Genomic DNA, 13,884 nt, shown 5'->3' with positions numbered 1-13,884 from the left:
TGGAGCCAGCAGGCAGCAAAGGCAACCCGCTTATACCGTTGCGGATCGCCTAAGCCTGCAGAATCGGCAGAAAAAACTCAGGTATGGTTATGCGTTGCATGGTGTTTGGTTGCGCTTCTGGAAGATGTAGCCGTTGCTGGCCGCACCTTGGCACCAATCAACCGTACGTGGTGACCGCCAGAAACTGGCATGGCCATAACGTGTCGGCCACGGCGTGCCGCAGGGGCGGAGGCCACTTCTACCACACGGCGGTGGGCAGATGCCGCCATGATAAGCGCATGATGGTTGCGGGCTGTGCGTGTGCCAATCTGGGCACGGGCTAGCATAAGGGGGCGTGCAACCGGGGCTACACCTTCTGCATCAAACCCACGGTCTAGCTGATTGGCCATAACCAGAGAGCGCTGGTTGTTGCTGGAAGCCCCCATAACCACGCCCACAAGGCGCACGTTATCACGGATGGCGGAGGTAACAAGGTTACGCCCGGCTTCCTGCGTGTAACCGGTTTTCATGCCATCTGCCCCTGCATACACTTTGAGCATGGGGTTATGGTTGGGAATGATGCGGCGGTGGAAGCTGAAATACGGCGTTGAAAAATAGTGATAATATTCGGGGAAATCAGAAATCAGACGGCGGCCTAGGGTGGCCAGATCGCGCGCTGTTGTCATCTGGTCCGGGTCAGGCAGGCCAGAAGCATTGCGGAAGGTGGTGTTGCTCATGCCCAGGTAATGGGCCTGCTGCGTCATCATTGCGGCAAACTGGGGTTCGCTTCCGCCACCAATCAATTCACCCAATGCACAGGCGGCATCGTTGGCGGATTTGGTAACAAGAGCCAGAATAGCCTGTTCAACAGTAAGATGTGAACCGGGAACCAATCCGAGTTTGGAAGGTTCCATAGTAGAAGCATGGATGGAAACAGGTACAGCTTGATCTAGCGAGATGGCACCAGCGCGCAGGGCGTTGAATGTCATATACAGGGTCATCAGCTTTGTCAGGCTGGCCGGGTAGCGGCGGAGGTCTGGATCATCTTGCGAAAGAACAGCACCGGTGCGTGCATCCACCACAATGGAACTTAACTGCCCTGCATACTGGGCCTGCGCTTTGCCATAAGTAACTGTGGTGCCAATAGCCAAGCCTGCCAACAGGCCAACCCATTTGCGCAAAGAGGGTGTTTTTTTACGTTTCAGCTTGGGCAGCATATTATTTTCTGCCGTTGTTGCGTGCCGCATTACTGTCCTGTTTGCCACTGCCACCCCCACCTGCTTCCTGCAGGGTTACTATTCCGTCTGCCGCTTAAGATCGCAAGCCCACGACTGCATAAATCTGGAAAAATCCGAATCAGGGTTTCAGTTTTAGCGGCGTGGTAGTGTGTATATTTTCGTGTGTTCTGCCTATGTGGCACAAATATGGCAGTGCACGGGGCATAGCCACGTTATAAAGGTATGGCGTGGTATGTCCTCTTCCATATGGGGTTGCCGTAACCAATATGGTGGAAGATACAGCCTTATGATTTTGTCTGACCTGCTGCCGGAGTTTGCCCATAATGGTTCTGCATCGCGATCCTGTTTTGCATACGGGTAATGGGCCTTTGCGCCGTGGCGGAGGCACGGATTCTTCGGATGATGGTGCTGATATTGGCGTGGTGGTGCGGGCCAAACCCAAAACCCGCAAGCCGGCCATGTACAAAGTGCTGATGCTGAATGATGATTACACCCCAATGGAATTTGTGGTGTACGTGCTCGAACGCTTTTTTCAGAAGAATCGGGAAGAGGCCACAGACATCATGCTCAATGTGCATCGGCGCGGTGTTGGGGTGTGTGGTGTGTTCACTTATGAAGTAGCCGAAACCAAGGTGGCGCAAGTTATGGACTTGGCGCGGCAAAACCAGCACCCGTTACAGTGCACGATCGAAAAAGACTGATCACTTCTGCAAGGTTATTGCTAAAAAACGGCATGGTACGCGTTTTTTACGCGGAATAAGACTCGCATTTCCTGAAGAAGCAGCCAAATATGATAACAAGGGCTGCGGGTATGGTGGGTAGCGTTGCTACCGTGCCTGCAATGTCTGGGGAAAGGAGCGTCTCGTCATGTTGTCACGCAATCTCGAACAGACTCTACATCGGGCGCTCATTCTGGCCGGTGAACGGCATCATGAATACGCCACGCTTGAGCATCTGCTTCTTGCCCTGGTTGATGATGCGGACGCCGTTACGGTGTTCCGGGCGTGCGGGGTGGATCTGGACCGCCTGCGCACGGATCTGACAGGTTTTCTGGATAAGGATCTGGCTGGGCTGGCATCTGATCGGCCAACAGAACCAAAACCTACCGCCGCGTTCCAGCGCGTTATTCAGCGGGCGGCTATTCATGTGCAATCTACCGGGCGGGATGAGGTAACAGGTGCAAACGTGCTTGTGGCCCTGTTTGCCGAACGGGAAAGCCATGCAGTGTATTTCCTGCAGTTGCAGGATATGACGCGGCTGGATGCCGTTAACTTTCTGTCTCACGGTATTGCCAAAGCGCCGGATCGTTCCACTCGCCGCCCGGTGGCGGGTACGGAATCGAACGCAGAAAAGGGTGAAGAACCCGAACGGACTGAAAGCAAAAGCCAGAAGGGCAATCAGGATGCGCTTTCTACCTATTGCGTTAATCTGAACGATAAGGCGATTGCCGGTAAGGTAGATCCGCTTATCGGGCGTGATACGGAAATTGAGCGCACTATTCAGATTCTGTGCCGCCGCACCAAGAACAACCCGCTGTATGTGGGGGACCCGGGTGTAGGTAAAACCGCCATTGCGGAAGGGCTTGCCCGCCGTATTGTGGAAGGTAACGTGCCAGAAGTGCTGCTGAAATCCACCATCTATTCGCTGGATATGGGCGCATTGCTGGCAGGCACACGCTACCGCGGTGATTTTGAAGAACGCCTGAAAGCTGTGGTGACAGAGCTGGATCAGGACCCGCACGCCATCCTGTTTATTGATGAAATCCACACCGTTATTGGTGCTGGGGCAACATCAGGCGGCGCGATGGATGCCTCCAACCTGCTTAAACCCGCTTTGGCAGCAGGCACTCTGCGTTGCATTGGCTCTACAACGTATAAGGAATTCCGGCAGCACTTTGAAAAAGACCGCGCACTTGTGCGGCGCTTCCAGAAGATTGATGTGCCAGAACCCACAATTGATGATGCGGTGAAGATTCTGCGCGGCCTGAAAGGCAGCTACGAAAAACACCACAAGGTACGTTACACGGAAGAAGCTATCCGTGCGGCAGTGGAACTGTCTGCCAAGTATATTCATGATCGTAAGCTGCCCGATAAGGCAATTGACGTGATTGATGAGGTAGGCGCTTCCCGCATGCTTCAGCCTGAAGGCCGCCGCCGCAAGACGGTGAACCTGAAGGATGTGGAAGACATTATCGCGCGTATTGCCCGCATTCCGCCCAAAAGCATTTCTGCGGATGACAAGGAAGTGCTGCGCTCCTTGGAACGCGATCTGAAAGGCATGGTGTTCGGGCAGGATCAGGCGATTGATGCCTTGTCTGCTGCCATCAAGCTGGCACGTGCTGGCCTGCGCGATGCAGAAAAGCCGATTGGCAACTACCTGTTCTCTGGCCCCACCGGGGTTGGTAAAACAGAAGTGGCCCGCCAGCTGGCAACCGCGTTGGGGATTGAGCTGGTTCGCTTCGATATGTCCGAATACATGGAGCGGCATTCCATCTCTCGTCTATTGGGTGCGCCTCCGGGGTATGTCGGGTTCGATCAGGGCGGTTTGCTGACAGATGCCATTGATCAGCACCCACACGCTGTGCTGCTTCTGGATGAAATCGAAAAAGCACATCCAGATCTGTACAACGTGCTGTTGCAGGTGATGGATAACGGGAAGCTGACGGACCATAACGGCAAGACGGTCGATTTCCGCAACGTTATCCTGATCATGACCACCAATGCTGGTGCGTCGGATATGAGCAAGGAAGCTGTGGGCTTTGGTCGTCAGGTGCGAGAAGGTGAGGATGAAGAGGCCATTAAACGCCTGTTCACACCAGAATTCCGCAACCGTCTGGATGCCATTATTCCGTTTGCACACCTTTCGCCTGAAATTGTGGGGCAGGTGGTTGAAAAGTTTGTGCTGCAGTTGGAAGCACAGCTTGCAGACCGCAACGTAACCATCGAACTGTCTTCCGCAGCCAAGGAATGGCTGGCAGAGCGCGGGTATGACAGGCTGTATGGCGCACGGCCTCTGGGGCGCGTTATTCAGGAATCCATCAAGAAGCCGCTGGCTGAAGAACTGCTGTTTGGCAAGTTGGCAAAGGGTGGAGCCGTGAAAATCGGCCTGAAGAACGGTGAACTGGCGTTTGATATTGTTGAAAGCAGCAATAGCTCTTCCAGCAATGGGGAAGACACTCACGGTAGTGAACATGAGGAAGAAGCAACGGGCTGATGAATATCTGCCACGTGCGTAAATAACAGCAGGGCCGCCAGAAAATATCTGGCGGCCCTGTTTGTATGTGCTGTGTGGAACTGAAAAAAGATCAGTCGTACTTGGTGCCATTAACCGTAACAGAACCCGGAATTGGCCAGGATTTGCCAGTGCCGCGGTGTGTCCAGTCAATGCCCTGCTTGCGGTAGGAATCGTAGTAATAACGGCCCACCACTTCCACCTGGTCTCCCTTATTCACCCACGGCCATGATGGCGTGTGCATTTCATCTAGATTGGTCACAATGCGGATGGAAATGTTGGGGGCAACGGTTACGTAAAAATACCCATGCCACCCACTGCGGGTATGGCGCGCCTTGGGGCTGACTGCGCGCACGGTGCCGCAGATATGGACAGGTGTATCCCCTTTGGCGCCGCCGTTTTCATAATCCTGCTGTTTGTTCAGGAAATCCTGATTATTGCAGGTTGCGGGCATGGAGGATGCAGCAGGGGCTTCCTGCTTCCATCCCCATCGGGCTTGTGCGGGGGAGGAGAGGAAAGAGGCTGCCAAACCCGTAAGGCCTGCCAGCATAAGTGCGGGAAAACGTGAAGACATCATTCAGGTTCAGTTTTGTGGTGTGGGAATCTGGCCTTTTTCAGCCAGAAGATGGGCGCGGTATTCATCCAGAAAGTGTTCAACCTCTGGCGCGGGCTTGGGTGTAACCTGATGCAGGTTTCTAAGGGCACGAATAATGGTGCCAATCACCACAAGGCGCGCATACCATTTATGGTTGGAAGGCACGATAATCCACGGTGCATAAGGGCGTGCTGTTTCAGCAATGGCATCCTGATAAGCTGTGGCATATTCCTTCCAGAATTCACGCTCCTTCAAATCGGAAGGTGAGAATTTCCAGCGCTTTTCCGGAATATCCAGCCGGGCCAACAGGCGTTTCCGCTGTTCTTCGGGCGAGATATTCAGGAAAAACTTGAGCACCACAGTACCTTGGCGGCTGAAATAGTGTTCCAGGTGGCGGATATCGCTAAAGCGGCCTTTCCAGAATTCAGGAGTGTTCACCTCTCCCGTCAGATGGGCGTTCTGTAGCAATTCCGGATGCACACGGGTTACAAGCACATCTTCATACTGGCTGCGGTTAAAAATAACGATCCGCCCTGCCTGTGGTGCAGCCGTATGGATCCGCCATAAAAAACCGTGTTGCAGTTCAGTCGGGCCGGGTTGTTTGAAGGATGTTACGGACACCCCCTGAGGGTTCACGCCAGACATCACATGCTTGATGGTGCCATCTTTGCCCGCAGCATCCATGCCTTGCAAAATGATGAGCAAAGAGTGGGTTTGGTTCGCGTAAAGAAGTTCCTGCAATATTTGCAAAAGGCTTTTGACTTTGCGCAGCAGAAGTTTTCCATCTGCTTTTGTCAGGCCCAGATTGCCGTCATCATTCGGATTATGCGCGCTCAGTTTAAACTTGCTGCCATCCGTAACATGATAGCTGTCTAGCGCATCCAGAAAGCGCGAAAGAGTATTCATGCTATAATTGCCTTACAAAATATTTGCCCTTCACGGAGTGTGGCGGGGCATATGTCAGTCATAAAGGCAGGGGCAATCTTGTCAAAAAAAGAGGCGCTTCTCATATTCTAAGTATGATATCCGTACATTCTTCTATTTCTGCACCTTCCAAACCAGAAGAGACACACTCTCTTGCAGGTATGCTGCTGGTGGCTTCTCCCATGTTGGTGCAAACCCCTTTTGCTCAGAGTGTGATTTATATCTGCGCACATGCGCCAGATACCGGCACCATGGGGCTGGTGGTGAACAAACGTCTGGCTGTGGCCAGCTTTGATGAATTGTTAGCCCAACTTGATATCCAGCCCATGCCTCCTGTCAGGCGCATTGGTTTGTGTGCTGGTGGCCCAGTAGATGCCGGGCGGGGCCTCGTGTTGCATTCTGCTGAATGGGAAGGGGAAAATAGCCTGAGTGTCAGCCCCAATGTTGCCCTGACAGGCAGCGTGGATGTGCTGAAGGAAATTGCTGCAGGCAAAGGCCCGCAAGAAGCTCTGTTGGCTATGGGCCATGCCAGTTGGACAGCCGGACAGCTTGAAGAGGAAATTCTGCAGCACGATGCCTGGCTGGTGGCACCTGCCACGCGGGATATTGTGTTTGGAAGTGACCATGCAGCCAAGTGGCGGCGTGCCTTGGCCTCTATCAATATTGACCCATTGCGCTTGAGCGGACAGGTGGGACACGCCTGATAGCAGTATATGCTCCTGCTTGAAATCAGAGCGTGCGGGAGGAATCAGACAAGGCAGGCTCCACAGGTTTTCTGGCCCAACGCCAAGAGGTAATGCCCTGCCGGGCCAGTTCACGGTGCATAACCATGATGGGCCATTTTCCCGCGCCCTCGTAATGTCCCATTCCATCAGGCGCGGAAAGTCTTTTGGCTAAGGCTTCTACAATGGTTACGGAGCGATGCCGCCCGCCGGAACAGCCAATGGCAATGGTGGCATACTTCTTGCCTTCCCGCACAAAGCGCGGAAGCATCAGTTGCAGCATGGCATGAATCTGGTTCAGGAACGGCAGGTAATCGCGGTCTTCCGCTACATATTCCGCAACATCAGCATCCAACCCGGTTTTGGGGGTCAGTTCGGGCACATAATGTGGGTTGCGCAAAAAGCGGGCATCAAAAACAATATCAGCTTCACGCGGCAAGCCTGCAGGGTAGGCAAAAGACATGAGCGCTACGGTCAGGCCTTCCTGCGCGCCACCAGTCCAAGGGCTGAAACGGCTTTCTACAAACTGGCGCAGCTCCGGCGGAGGCATATCTGTTGTATCGATCACTAGATCAGCCGCAGCCCGTAGCGGCGCTGTCAGGGCTATTTCTTCTTCAATACCTTCTTTGATACTGCCGTGCGGGGCCAGCGGGTGGCGGCGGCGTGTTGCCGTATAGCGGCGTAGCAGCACGCTTTCATCTGCTGTGGCATAAATCAGCTCAACACGCAGGTGCGGGTTCATGCGCAGGCGGGCCATGGCTTCCAGCACGGCGGAAGCATCAAACCCACGGGTGCGGGAATCTACCCCAATGGCAACTGGGCGTTCTGCACGGGCCACAATATCATCCAACATCCCAAGTGGGGGATTGTCGATAACTTCGTGTTCCAGATCTTCCAGAATCCGCAGGATGGAGGATTTGCCCGCCCCAGATAGGCCGGACACCAGCAGAATGCGGCGTGGTGCAGGCGTATCATCTGCCGTAACCATGAACGGCTTTTCCTCTCCATCTTGAGGCTGGCAGGTGCTGGTTGATGATGCAAAAAGATGCCAGAACCCGCAATCAGCCAGTAAACCAGTTAAGCGCTTTGCCAAGCCACTTTACTGCAGTTTGGCCGGTTGTGAGAAGGCATTATACTCAAGGCAGGCATCACTTCGTAACACATCGTTGCGTTTTGTGACGTAAAACAAGGCGTTTGTTACGAAAGAGAAAATTGCGGTTCGTTCGTTCTTGCCTTACGTCCTGACATTGTGATGACGCAAAAACAACAGGCAGATCGGGCTTTGGTGAAACAGCATACACCACATCTTAAACATATAACGGGTGGATTTGTTCTTTCAGGCATAACGGCTCCGCATATCAAAGGGCTGGATATGGCTGAGCAGTGCCGGGCAGCATTGGAGCAGGGGGTAGAGCTTCTGGCCAAACAGGGGCATGCTTTGCATGATGTCACCCATATTCTCTGCACCGTTGCCGATGCTGAAAATTTTCCGTCTTGTTTCCCTGTTTTCAGGCAGTTTTTTCCTTCCATTTCCCCAACCATGACACTGATGTGGTTGAAGGACGCACCTTCTTCCCAGCCCAAAATCATTTTTGAGCTGGTTGTGCAGGAAGAAATGCTTGAGGCGCAGGAAGAAGATTACGCCTTCTGATATGCCCAGTTTTGCCAGCCTAGCGGGTGACACTCACCCGTGGCAGCTGAATGGTGAAACAGGCCCCAATAACCTGTCCATTCTGGTTGTGCAGATTATCAACAGAAATTGTGCCATGCAGGGCTTCTATAATCTGCCGACTGATGGAAAGCCCCAAGCCTGAGTGTTGGCCGAAGTTTTCATTCTTCGGGCGCTCGGAATAAAAGCGGTCAAAAATCGAATCCAGCTTGGCCTGTGGAATGCCCGGGCCTTCATCTGCCACAGAAATGGTTACCATCTTACCCGTTGGCATAGCTGAAAGCGTGATGTGGCCATTGGGCGGAGAAAAGGAAATGGCATTGCCAATCAGGTTGCGTAAAACCTGCACAAGCCGGTCTTCTACCGCCAGAACTTCCAGTGGGCTTTCTGGGGTATCACCCTGCACATTTGTTTGCACAATGGGTTGTCCATCTTGCCGCGTGGCCTGCTGAATTTCTGCTAAAACAGAAAGCAACGGCGCAATGGCAACAGGCTCAGCCTTTGCGCGAGACATTTCGGCATCCAGACGGCTGGCATCAGAAATATCGGTGATCAGCCTATCCAACCTGCGCACATCATCATTGATAATGGTCAGCAGACGGCGCTGCTGGTTCAGGTCTTCAATACGCAGCAGTGTTTCAATGGCTGAGCGGATCGAGGATAGCGGATTTTTAATTTCGTGGCTGACATCGGCAGCAAAGCGCTCAATGGCGTCCATCCGCTTCCAGAGCGCTTGCGCACTGGCTTGCAGGGCACGCGCCACATCGCCAATTTCATCACGTCTGGCCAGCAGTCGTGCGGGTACGGTGCCAGTGCGCCCTGTTGCATCACGCATAACCTGTGCTGATGCTGCCAGCCGCAATAATGGCCGGGCAATGGTGAGTGAGAGGTACCACGAGAGCAGTACCGTCAGCACAAGTGCCATTAGAAAAACGGACAGAATGGAAGACCGAATGGCAAACAGGGAGCGATCAACCTGTGAGGCCACGCGGGTAAGCTGAATAATGCCAATGGTGCTACCATCGTGCATAACGGGTTCAGCCACCGTAATAATCAGGCGCCCCCGTGCAGTACGCCGGATATAGGGCGGCGCTTCCTGCGGAGGTGGTGGCGGGGCGCCTTGTGTTCCGATAGCAGTGCCAGACGGCCGGGCAGGAATATCTTCCTCATCCGTGTTCAGCGTAACAATGCCCGAATTATGGCTCCCCCATAGCCATGTGAGAAACCGTTCATAAATGCCGGGCTGCGTGGCTGGCGGAAAAGGGATGGTTTTTACACGTTGCTCGTTGCGCGGTGTGGCTGGAGCGGGTTCTGCCGTTTCGGGCCAATCTGCCAGGTTGTCGGCCACCAAGCGGCCATCCGGCCCAAACAGGCGGGCATGGGCATTGGGGCTTGGTTCTGTAAGCCGCAGCAGCAGTGGGCGGGCTAGAGATTCTTCTAGCACATAGCCCCGATCCAGCGGGTTAGTGGCGTGGGGGTGCGTTGCGCGTACGGCACTTTGCCCCAACGCGCCTGCATAAATCCGGGCCTGTTCACGCAGGGCCGTGACTTCTGTTGCCAGCAGGCCATTCCGAAACTGGTTCAGAAACAGAATGGTTACGCCCAGCAGAGCGATAGGCAAGATATTAACCAGCAAGACCCGCCGCATCAGCGGAGAAATCAGCCGTGTGCGAGAGGCCTGATAAGCCGCTGTGGCTTCTATACTGCCTTTGCGGGGCTTGTTGCCCGGCATAGACAGATAATGCAGGCCACCAATGCGGCCTGCCAGCGCCTTAAAAAAAGAAGGGGCGGGCTGGCTGGTCATGAACCGCGATCAGTCTTCCCGATATCGGTAACCGATACCGTATAGGGTTTCGATCTGGTTGAATTCGTCATCCACCTGGCGGAACTTTTTGCGCACACGCTTGATATGGCTGTCGATGGTGCGGTCATCCACATACACGGTGTCACCATACGCAGCATCAATCAGCTGATCGCGAGATTTCACCAGTCCGGGCCGCTGGGCCAGTGTTTTTACCAGCAGAAACTCCGTTACGGTCAGGGGCACATCTTCCCCTTTCCATGTGCATTTGTGGCGTAGTTCATCCAGGGAAAGGTTGCCACGCACCAATGCACCACCCGTAGGTTCCCCATTGGCTTCTGCTCGGCTTACTTCATTCCGGCGCAGCAGGGCGCGGATGCGTTCCAGCAAAAGGCGTTGGGAGAACGGCTTGGTGATGTAATCATCTGCCCCAAGGCGCAGGCCCATAAGCTGATCCACTTCCTCGTTCTTGGAGGACAGGAAAATGACAGGCAGGTTGGAGCGGGTGCGCAACCGTTGCAGAAGTTCCATGCCATCCATGCGGGGCATCTTGATGTCCAGAACAGCCAGATCAACCGGGTAGGCCGTTAAGCCCTGCAGTGCCGATTCGCCGTCTGTATATGTGCGAACATTGAAGCCTTCTGCCTCCAGCGTCATCTGCACCGATGTCAGGATATTGCGGTCATCATCCACCAGCGCAATTGTCTGCTTGGTGCGCTCTGTCATTGTCTGCGTTGTCCTTCCCTGCTGCCATGCGAGCAAGCCCTATAGACTAGGACGTGCCATCCTATCCTGCCAAGTGCCCCTGTCCAGAATCGGCCAGCTTTTTTCTGTATTGTGTAGATAGGGCATAAAATCATGCACATGGCAGGGGTGGCGGGTCTTGTCGGCGGCGTTTGCGTTGCTTACTTCAAAAGGCATGACCCAAGATACAGATCCCACACAGGTCGAAACGCCGGCAGCACAGCCGGCCCCGGCCGAGCAGACGGCTCCGGAACACGAAGCCGCTGCTGAAGCTGCGCAGAACGGTCAGCCAAGCGGCCCGGAAGCGCGTATTCAGGAACTTGAGCAGGCCGCTGCTGACTTTAAGGAAAAGTGGCTGCGCTCAGAGGCTGAAAACCAGAACCTGCGCGCCCGCGCCAAGCGTGATCTGGATGATGCCCGCCAGTACGCCGTGCAGAAATTTGCGCGTGACGTTGTAGAGGCCGCAGAAAACCTGCGCCGTGCGCTGGCCAGCCTGCCACCTGCGCAGGAAGGTGAAGATTCTGTGCTGACCAAAATGCGTGAAGGCATTGAAAGCACGGAACGTTCCTTCATTTCCATTCTGGAACGCCATGGCATCAAGTGTGATGACCCGTCAGGCAAGCCGTTTGATGCCAACCTGCATCAGGCAATGGCGGAGCAGCCCAGTGCTGAGCACGAACCCGGTACGGTCATGCAGGCATGGACGCCAACATGGACGCTGCACGGGCGCCTGCTTAAGCCAGCCATGGTGGTGGTTGCCAAGGCTTCCTGATCAGGAGGTTACGGCATGGCGGCAGGTAAAAAATCCTGCCCGCCAAGGTGTTTTCCCTTCTTGAAAAAGAGAAAACGCCACCATACATCAGGTTTATCATTCAGGCCTGCTTTTACCTCATTACGGGCAGAGCGGGCGGGTAAATGAAAGCAAGGGCCTTTTCTGGTGCTTCGGGCCAGATGGGGTCGCTGAAAGGGAATATATAATGAGTAAAGTTATTGGTATCGACCTTGGTACGACCAACTCCTGCGTTGCAGTGCGTGAAGGTAACGAAACTAAGGTTATCGAAAACAGCGAAGGCGCACGCACCACCCCGTCTATGGTGGCTTTCACCGAAAGCGGTGAAATGTTGGTGGGTCAGGCTGCAAAGCGTCAGGCAGTTACCAACCCGGCCAACACTTTCTACGCTGTTAAGCGTCTGATCGGTCGTCGTTTTGATGATCCGACAGTCCAGAAAGACAAGGAAATGGTGCCCTACGCCATCGTTCAAGGTGACAATGGTGATGCATGGGTTGAGGCGCGCGGCAAAAAATATGCCCCCTCACAGATTTCCGCCTTCGTTCTGGGCAAGATGAAGGAAACGGCTGAATCCTATCTGGGTGAAAAAGTTTCTCAGGCCGTTATCACCGTTCCGGCTTACTTTAACGATGCCCAGCGTCAGGCAACCAAGGATGCAGGTAAGATTGCCGGCCTTGAAGTGCTGCGTATCATCAACGAACCCACAGCAGCTGCTCTGGCTTACGGGCTGGAAAAGAAAAGCGGCGGCACCGTGGCTGTGTATGACCTTGGTGGTGGTACGTTTGACGTTTCCGTTCTGGAAATTTCCGATGGCGTGATCGAAGTGAAATCCACCAACGGTGATACGTTCCTGGGTGGTGAAGACTTTGATAACCGCATCATCGGTTACCTGGCAGACGAGTTCAAACGCGAACAGGGTATTGATCTGCGGTCTGACAAGCTGGCTCTGCAGCGTCTGAAAGAAGCAGCAGAAAAAGCCAAGATCGAACTGTCTTCCTCCAAGGAAACAGAAATCAACCTGCCGTTCATCACGGCCGATGCATCTGGCCCGAAACACCTTGTTCTGAAGCTGACCCGCGCGAAGCTGGAAAGCCTTGTGGACGATCTGGTGCAGCGTACGCTGGAACCCTGTAAGGCAGCGCTGAAGGATGCTGGCCTGTCTGCTTCTCAGATTGACGAAGTCATTCTGGTTGGCGGTATGACCCGTATGCCCAAGGTTATCGAAACGGTTAAAGGCTTCTTTGGCAAAGACCCAGCCCGTAACGTGAACCCCGATGAAGTTGTGGCCATTGGTGCTGCTATTCAGGGTGCCGTTCTGAAGGGAGATGTTAAAGACGTTCTGCTGCTGGACGTAACCCCGCTTTCTCTGGGTATTGAAACGCTGGGTGGTGTGTTCACTCGTCTGATCGACCGCAACACAACCATTCCGACCAAGAAGAGCCAGGTGTTCTCCACGGCGGAAGATAACCAGAGCGCTGTGACCATTAAGGTCTATCAGGGCGAACGCGAAATGGCAGCCGATAACAAGCTGCTGGGTAACTTCGACCTGACCGGTATTCCTGCAGCTCCGCGTGGCGTGCCGCAGATTGAAGTGACCTTCGATATCGATGCCAACGGCATTGTGTCTGTGTCCGCTAAGGACAAGGCAACCGGTAAGGAACAGCAGATCAAGATCCAGGCTTCTGGTGGTCTGTCCGATACCGATATCGACAAGATGGTGAAGGACGCTGAAGCTAACGCTGAAGCCGACAAAGCCAAGCGTGAGCAGGTAGAACTGCGCAACAATGCCGAAGCTCTGGTGCATCAGACTGAAAAGTCTCTGACCGAAGCTGGTGACAAGGTTCCGGCTGCTGAAAAGAGCGAAGCAGAAAGCGCCATTGCCGCTGTTAAGGCCGCTATGGAAGGCACAGATGCAGAAGCTCTGAAAAGCGCAACCGAACGCCTGACACAGGCAGCCATGAAGGTGGGTGAAGCCGCTTACAAGGCTGGTCAGGCTGGTGAAGCTGCTCCGGAAGGAGAAGCTGCAAAGCCGGACGAAAAAGAAATCGTTGACGCTGACTTTGAAGACGTGAACGACAGCAAGAAGTCCTGATCGGACGCTATGCACAAGGGTGACTATGTGACAAACATAGTCACCCTTTACTTTATTTCTGGCGTCCGCGCTTCATTGTAAGGCGGGCGCTTTTTGTTG

Annotated in this window: 12 protein-coding genes; 6 read left to right on the top strand and 6 right to left on the bottom strand. The window is 54.1% G+C overall.

Going from position 1 to position 13,884, the window contains the following annotated elements; translation table 11 throughout:
* Nucleotides 1-77: 77 nt before the first annotated feature.
* Nucleotides 78-1,226 carry a D-alanyl-D-alanine carboxypeptidase family protein gene (locus QQM41_RS04930; protein WP_050819108.1) on the bottom strand — a complete coding sequence of 383 codons (1,149 nt, stop codon included), beginning with the start codon at nucleotides 1,224-1,226 and terminating at the stop codon, nucleotides 78-80.
* A 314-nt stretch (nucleotides 1,227-1,540) separates the two neighbouring features.
* On the opposite strand from QQM41_RS04930, the gene clpS reads away from it, so the two are divergent.
* Nucleotides 1,541-1,918, top strand: coding sequence for an ATP-dependent Clp protease adapter ClpS (clpS, locus tag QQM41_RS04925; protein WP_003623838.1), 378 nt, complete (start codon nucleotides 1,541-1,543; stop codon nucleotides 1,916-1,918).
* 166 nt (nucleotides 1,919-2,084) lie between these two features.
* Nucleotides 2,085-4,430, top strand: a complete 2,346-nt coding sequence (clpA, locus tag QQM41_RS04920) for an ATP-dependent Clp protease ATP-binding subunit ClpA (protein WP_050819109.1) — start codon at nucleotides 2,085-2,087, stop codon at nucleotides 4,428-4,430.
* A 91-nt stretch (nucleotides 4,431-4,521) separates the two neighbouring features.
* Here the strand turns inward: clpA and QQM41_RS04915 are convergent, their stop codons facing one another.
* Complete coding sequence (locus tag QQM41_RS04915) at nucleotides 4,522-5,025, bottom strand: DUF3465 domain-containing protein (RefSeq protein WP_050819110.1); 504 nt, start codon at nucleotides 5,023-5,025, stop codon at nucleotides 4,522-4,524.
* A 6-nt stretch (nucleotides 5,026-5,031) separates the two neighbouring features.
* Nucleotides 5,032-5,949 (bottom strand): polyphosphate kinase 2 family protein, encoded by a 918-nt coding sequence (locus QQM41_RS04910; RefSeq protein ID WP_050819111.1) that lies wholly within the window; start codon nucleotides 5,947-5,949, stop codon nucleotides 5,032-5,034.
* A gap of 113 nt (nucleotides 5,950-6,062) precedes the next feature.
* On the opposite strand from QQM41_RS04910, the gene QQM41_RS04905 reads away from it, so the two are divergent.
* Nucleotides 6,063-6,671: a YqgE/AlgH family protein gene (locus QQM41_RS04905; protein WP_339077892.1), complete on the top strand. Its 609-nt coding sequence runs from the start codon at nucleotides 6,063-6,065 to the stop codon at nucleotides 6,669-6,671.
* A 25-nt stretch (nucleotides 6,672-6,696) separates the two neighbouring features.
* Here the strand turns inward: QQM41_RS04905 and rapZ are convergent, their stop codons facing one another.
* Nucleotides 6,697-7,677 (bottom strand): RNase adapter RapZ, encoded by a 981-nt coding sequence (gene rapZ / locus QQM41_RS04900; protein ID WP_339077891.1) that lies wholly within the window; start codon nucleotides 7,675-7,677, stop codon nucleotides 6,697-6,699.
* A gap of 264 nt (nucleotides 7,678-7,941) precedes the next feature.
* Here rapZ and QQM41_RS04895 point away from each other — a divergent pair, with 264 nt between their 5' ends.
* A complete protein-coding gene (locus tag QQM41_RS04895) occupies nucleotides 7,942-8,340 on the top strand; it encodes a RidA family protein (protein WP_050819113.1) in 399 nt (132 codons plus the stop codon).
* A 19-nt stretch (nucleotides 8,341-8,359) separates the two neighbouring features.
* On the opposite strand, the gene QQM41_RS04890 is transcribed toward QQM41_RS04895, so the two are convergent.
* Both QQM41_RS04890 and QQM41_RS04885 read right to left on the bottom strand, forming a co-directional pair.
* Nucleotides 8,360-10,162 carry an ATP-binding protein gene (locus QQM41_RS04890; protein ID WP_339077890.1) on the bottom strand — a complete coding sequence of 601 codons (1,803 nt, stop codon included), beginning with the start codon at nucleotides 10,160-10,162 and terminating at the stop codon, nucleotides 8,360-8,362.
* A 9-nt stretch (nucleotides 10,163-10,171) separates the two neighbouring features.
* Nucleotides 10,172-10,885, bottom strand: a complete 714-nt coding sequence (locus QQM41_RS04885; protein WP_003623821.1) for a response regulator transcription factor — start codon at nucleotides 10,883-10,885, stop codon at nucleotides 10,172-10,174.
* A 193-nt stretch (nucleotides 10,886-11,078) separates the two neighbouring features.
* On the opposite strand from QQM41_RS04885, the gene QQM41_RS04880 reads away from it, so the two are divergent.
* Nucleotides 11,079-11,675: a nucleotide exchange factor GrpE gene (locus QQM41_RS04880; RefSeq protein WP_050819115.1), complete on the top strand. Its 597-nt coding sequence runs from the start codon at nucleotides 11,079-11,081 to the stop codon at nucleotides 11,673-11,675.
* Nucleotides 11,676-11,880: 205 nt separating this feature from the next.
* Entirely contained in the window at nucleotides 11,881-13,785 is a 1,905-nt protein-coding gene (gene dnaK / locus QQM41_RS04875) for a molecular chaperone DnaK (RefSeq protein ID WP_339077889.1), read from the top strand.
* Nucleotides 13,786-13,884: the final 99 nt, after the last annotated feature.

The organism is Acetobacter sp. AC2005 (genome assembly GCF_037901235.1).
Lineage (GTDB): Bacteria > Pseudomonadota > Alphaproteobacteria > Acetobacterales > Acetobacteraceae > Acetobacter > Acetobacter oryzoeni.
This window is presented reverse-complemented; position numbering and strand designations above follow the sequence as displayed.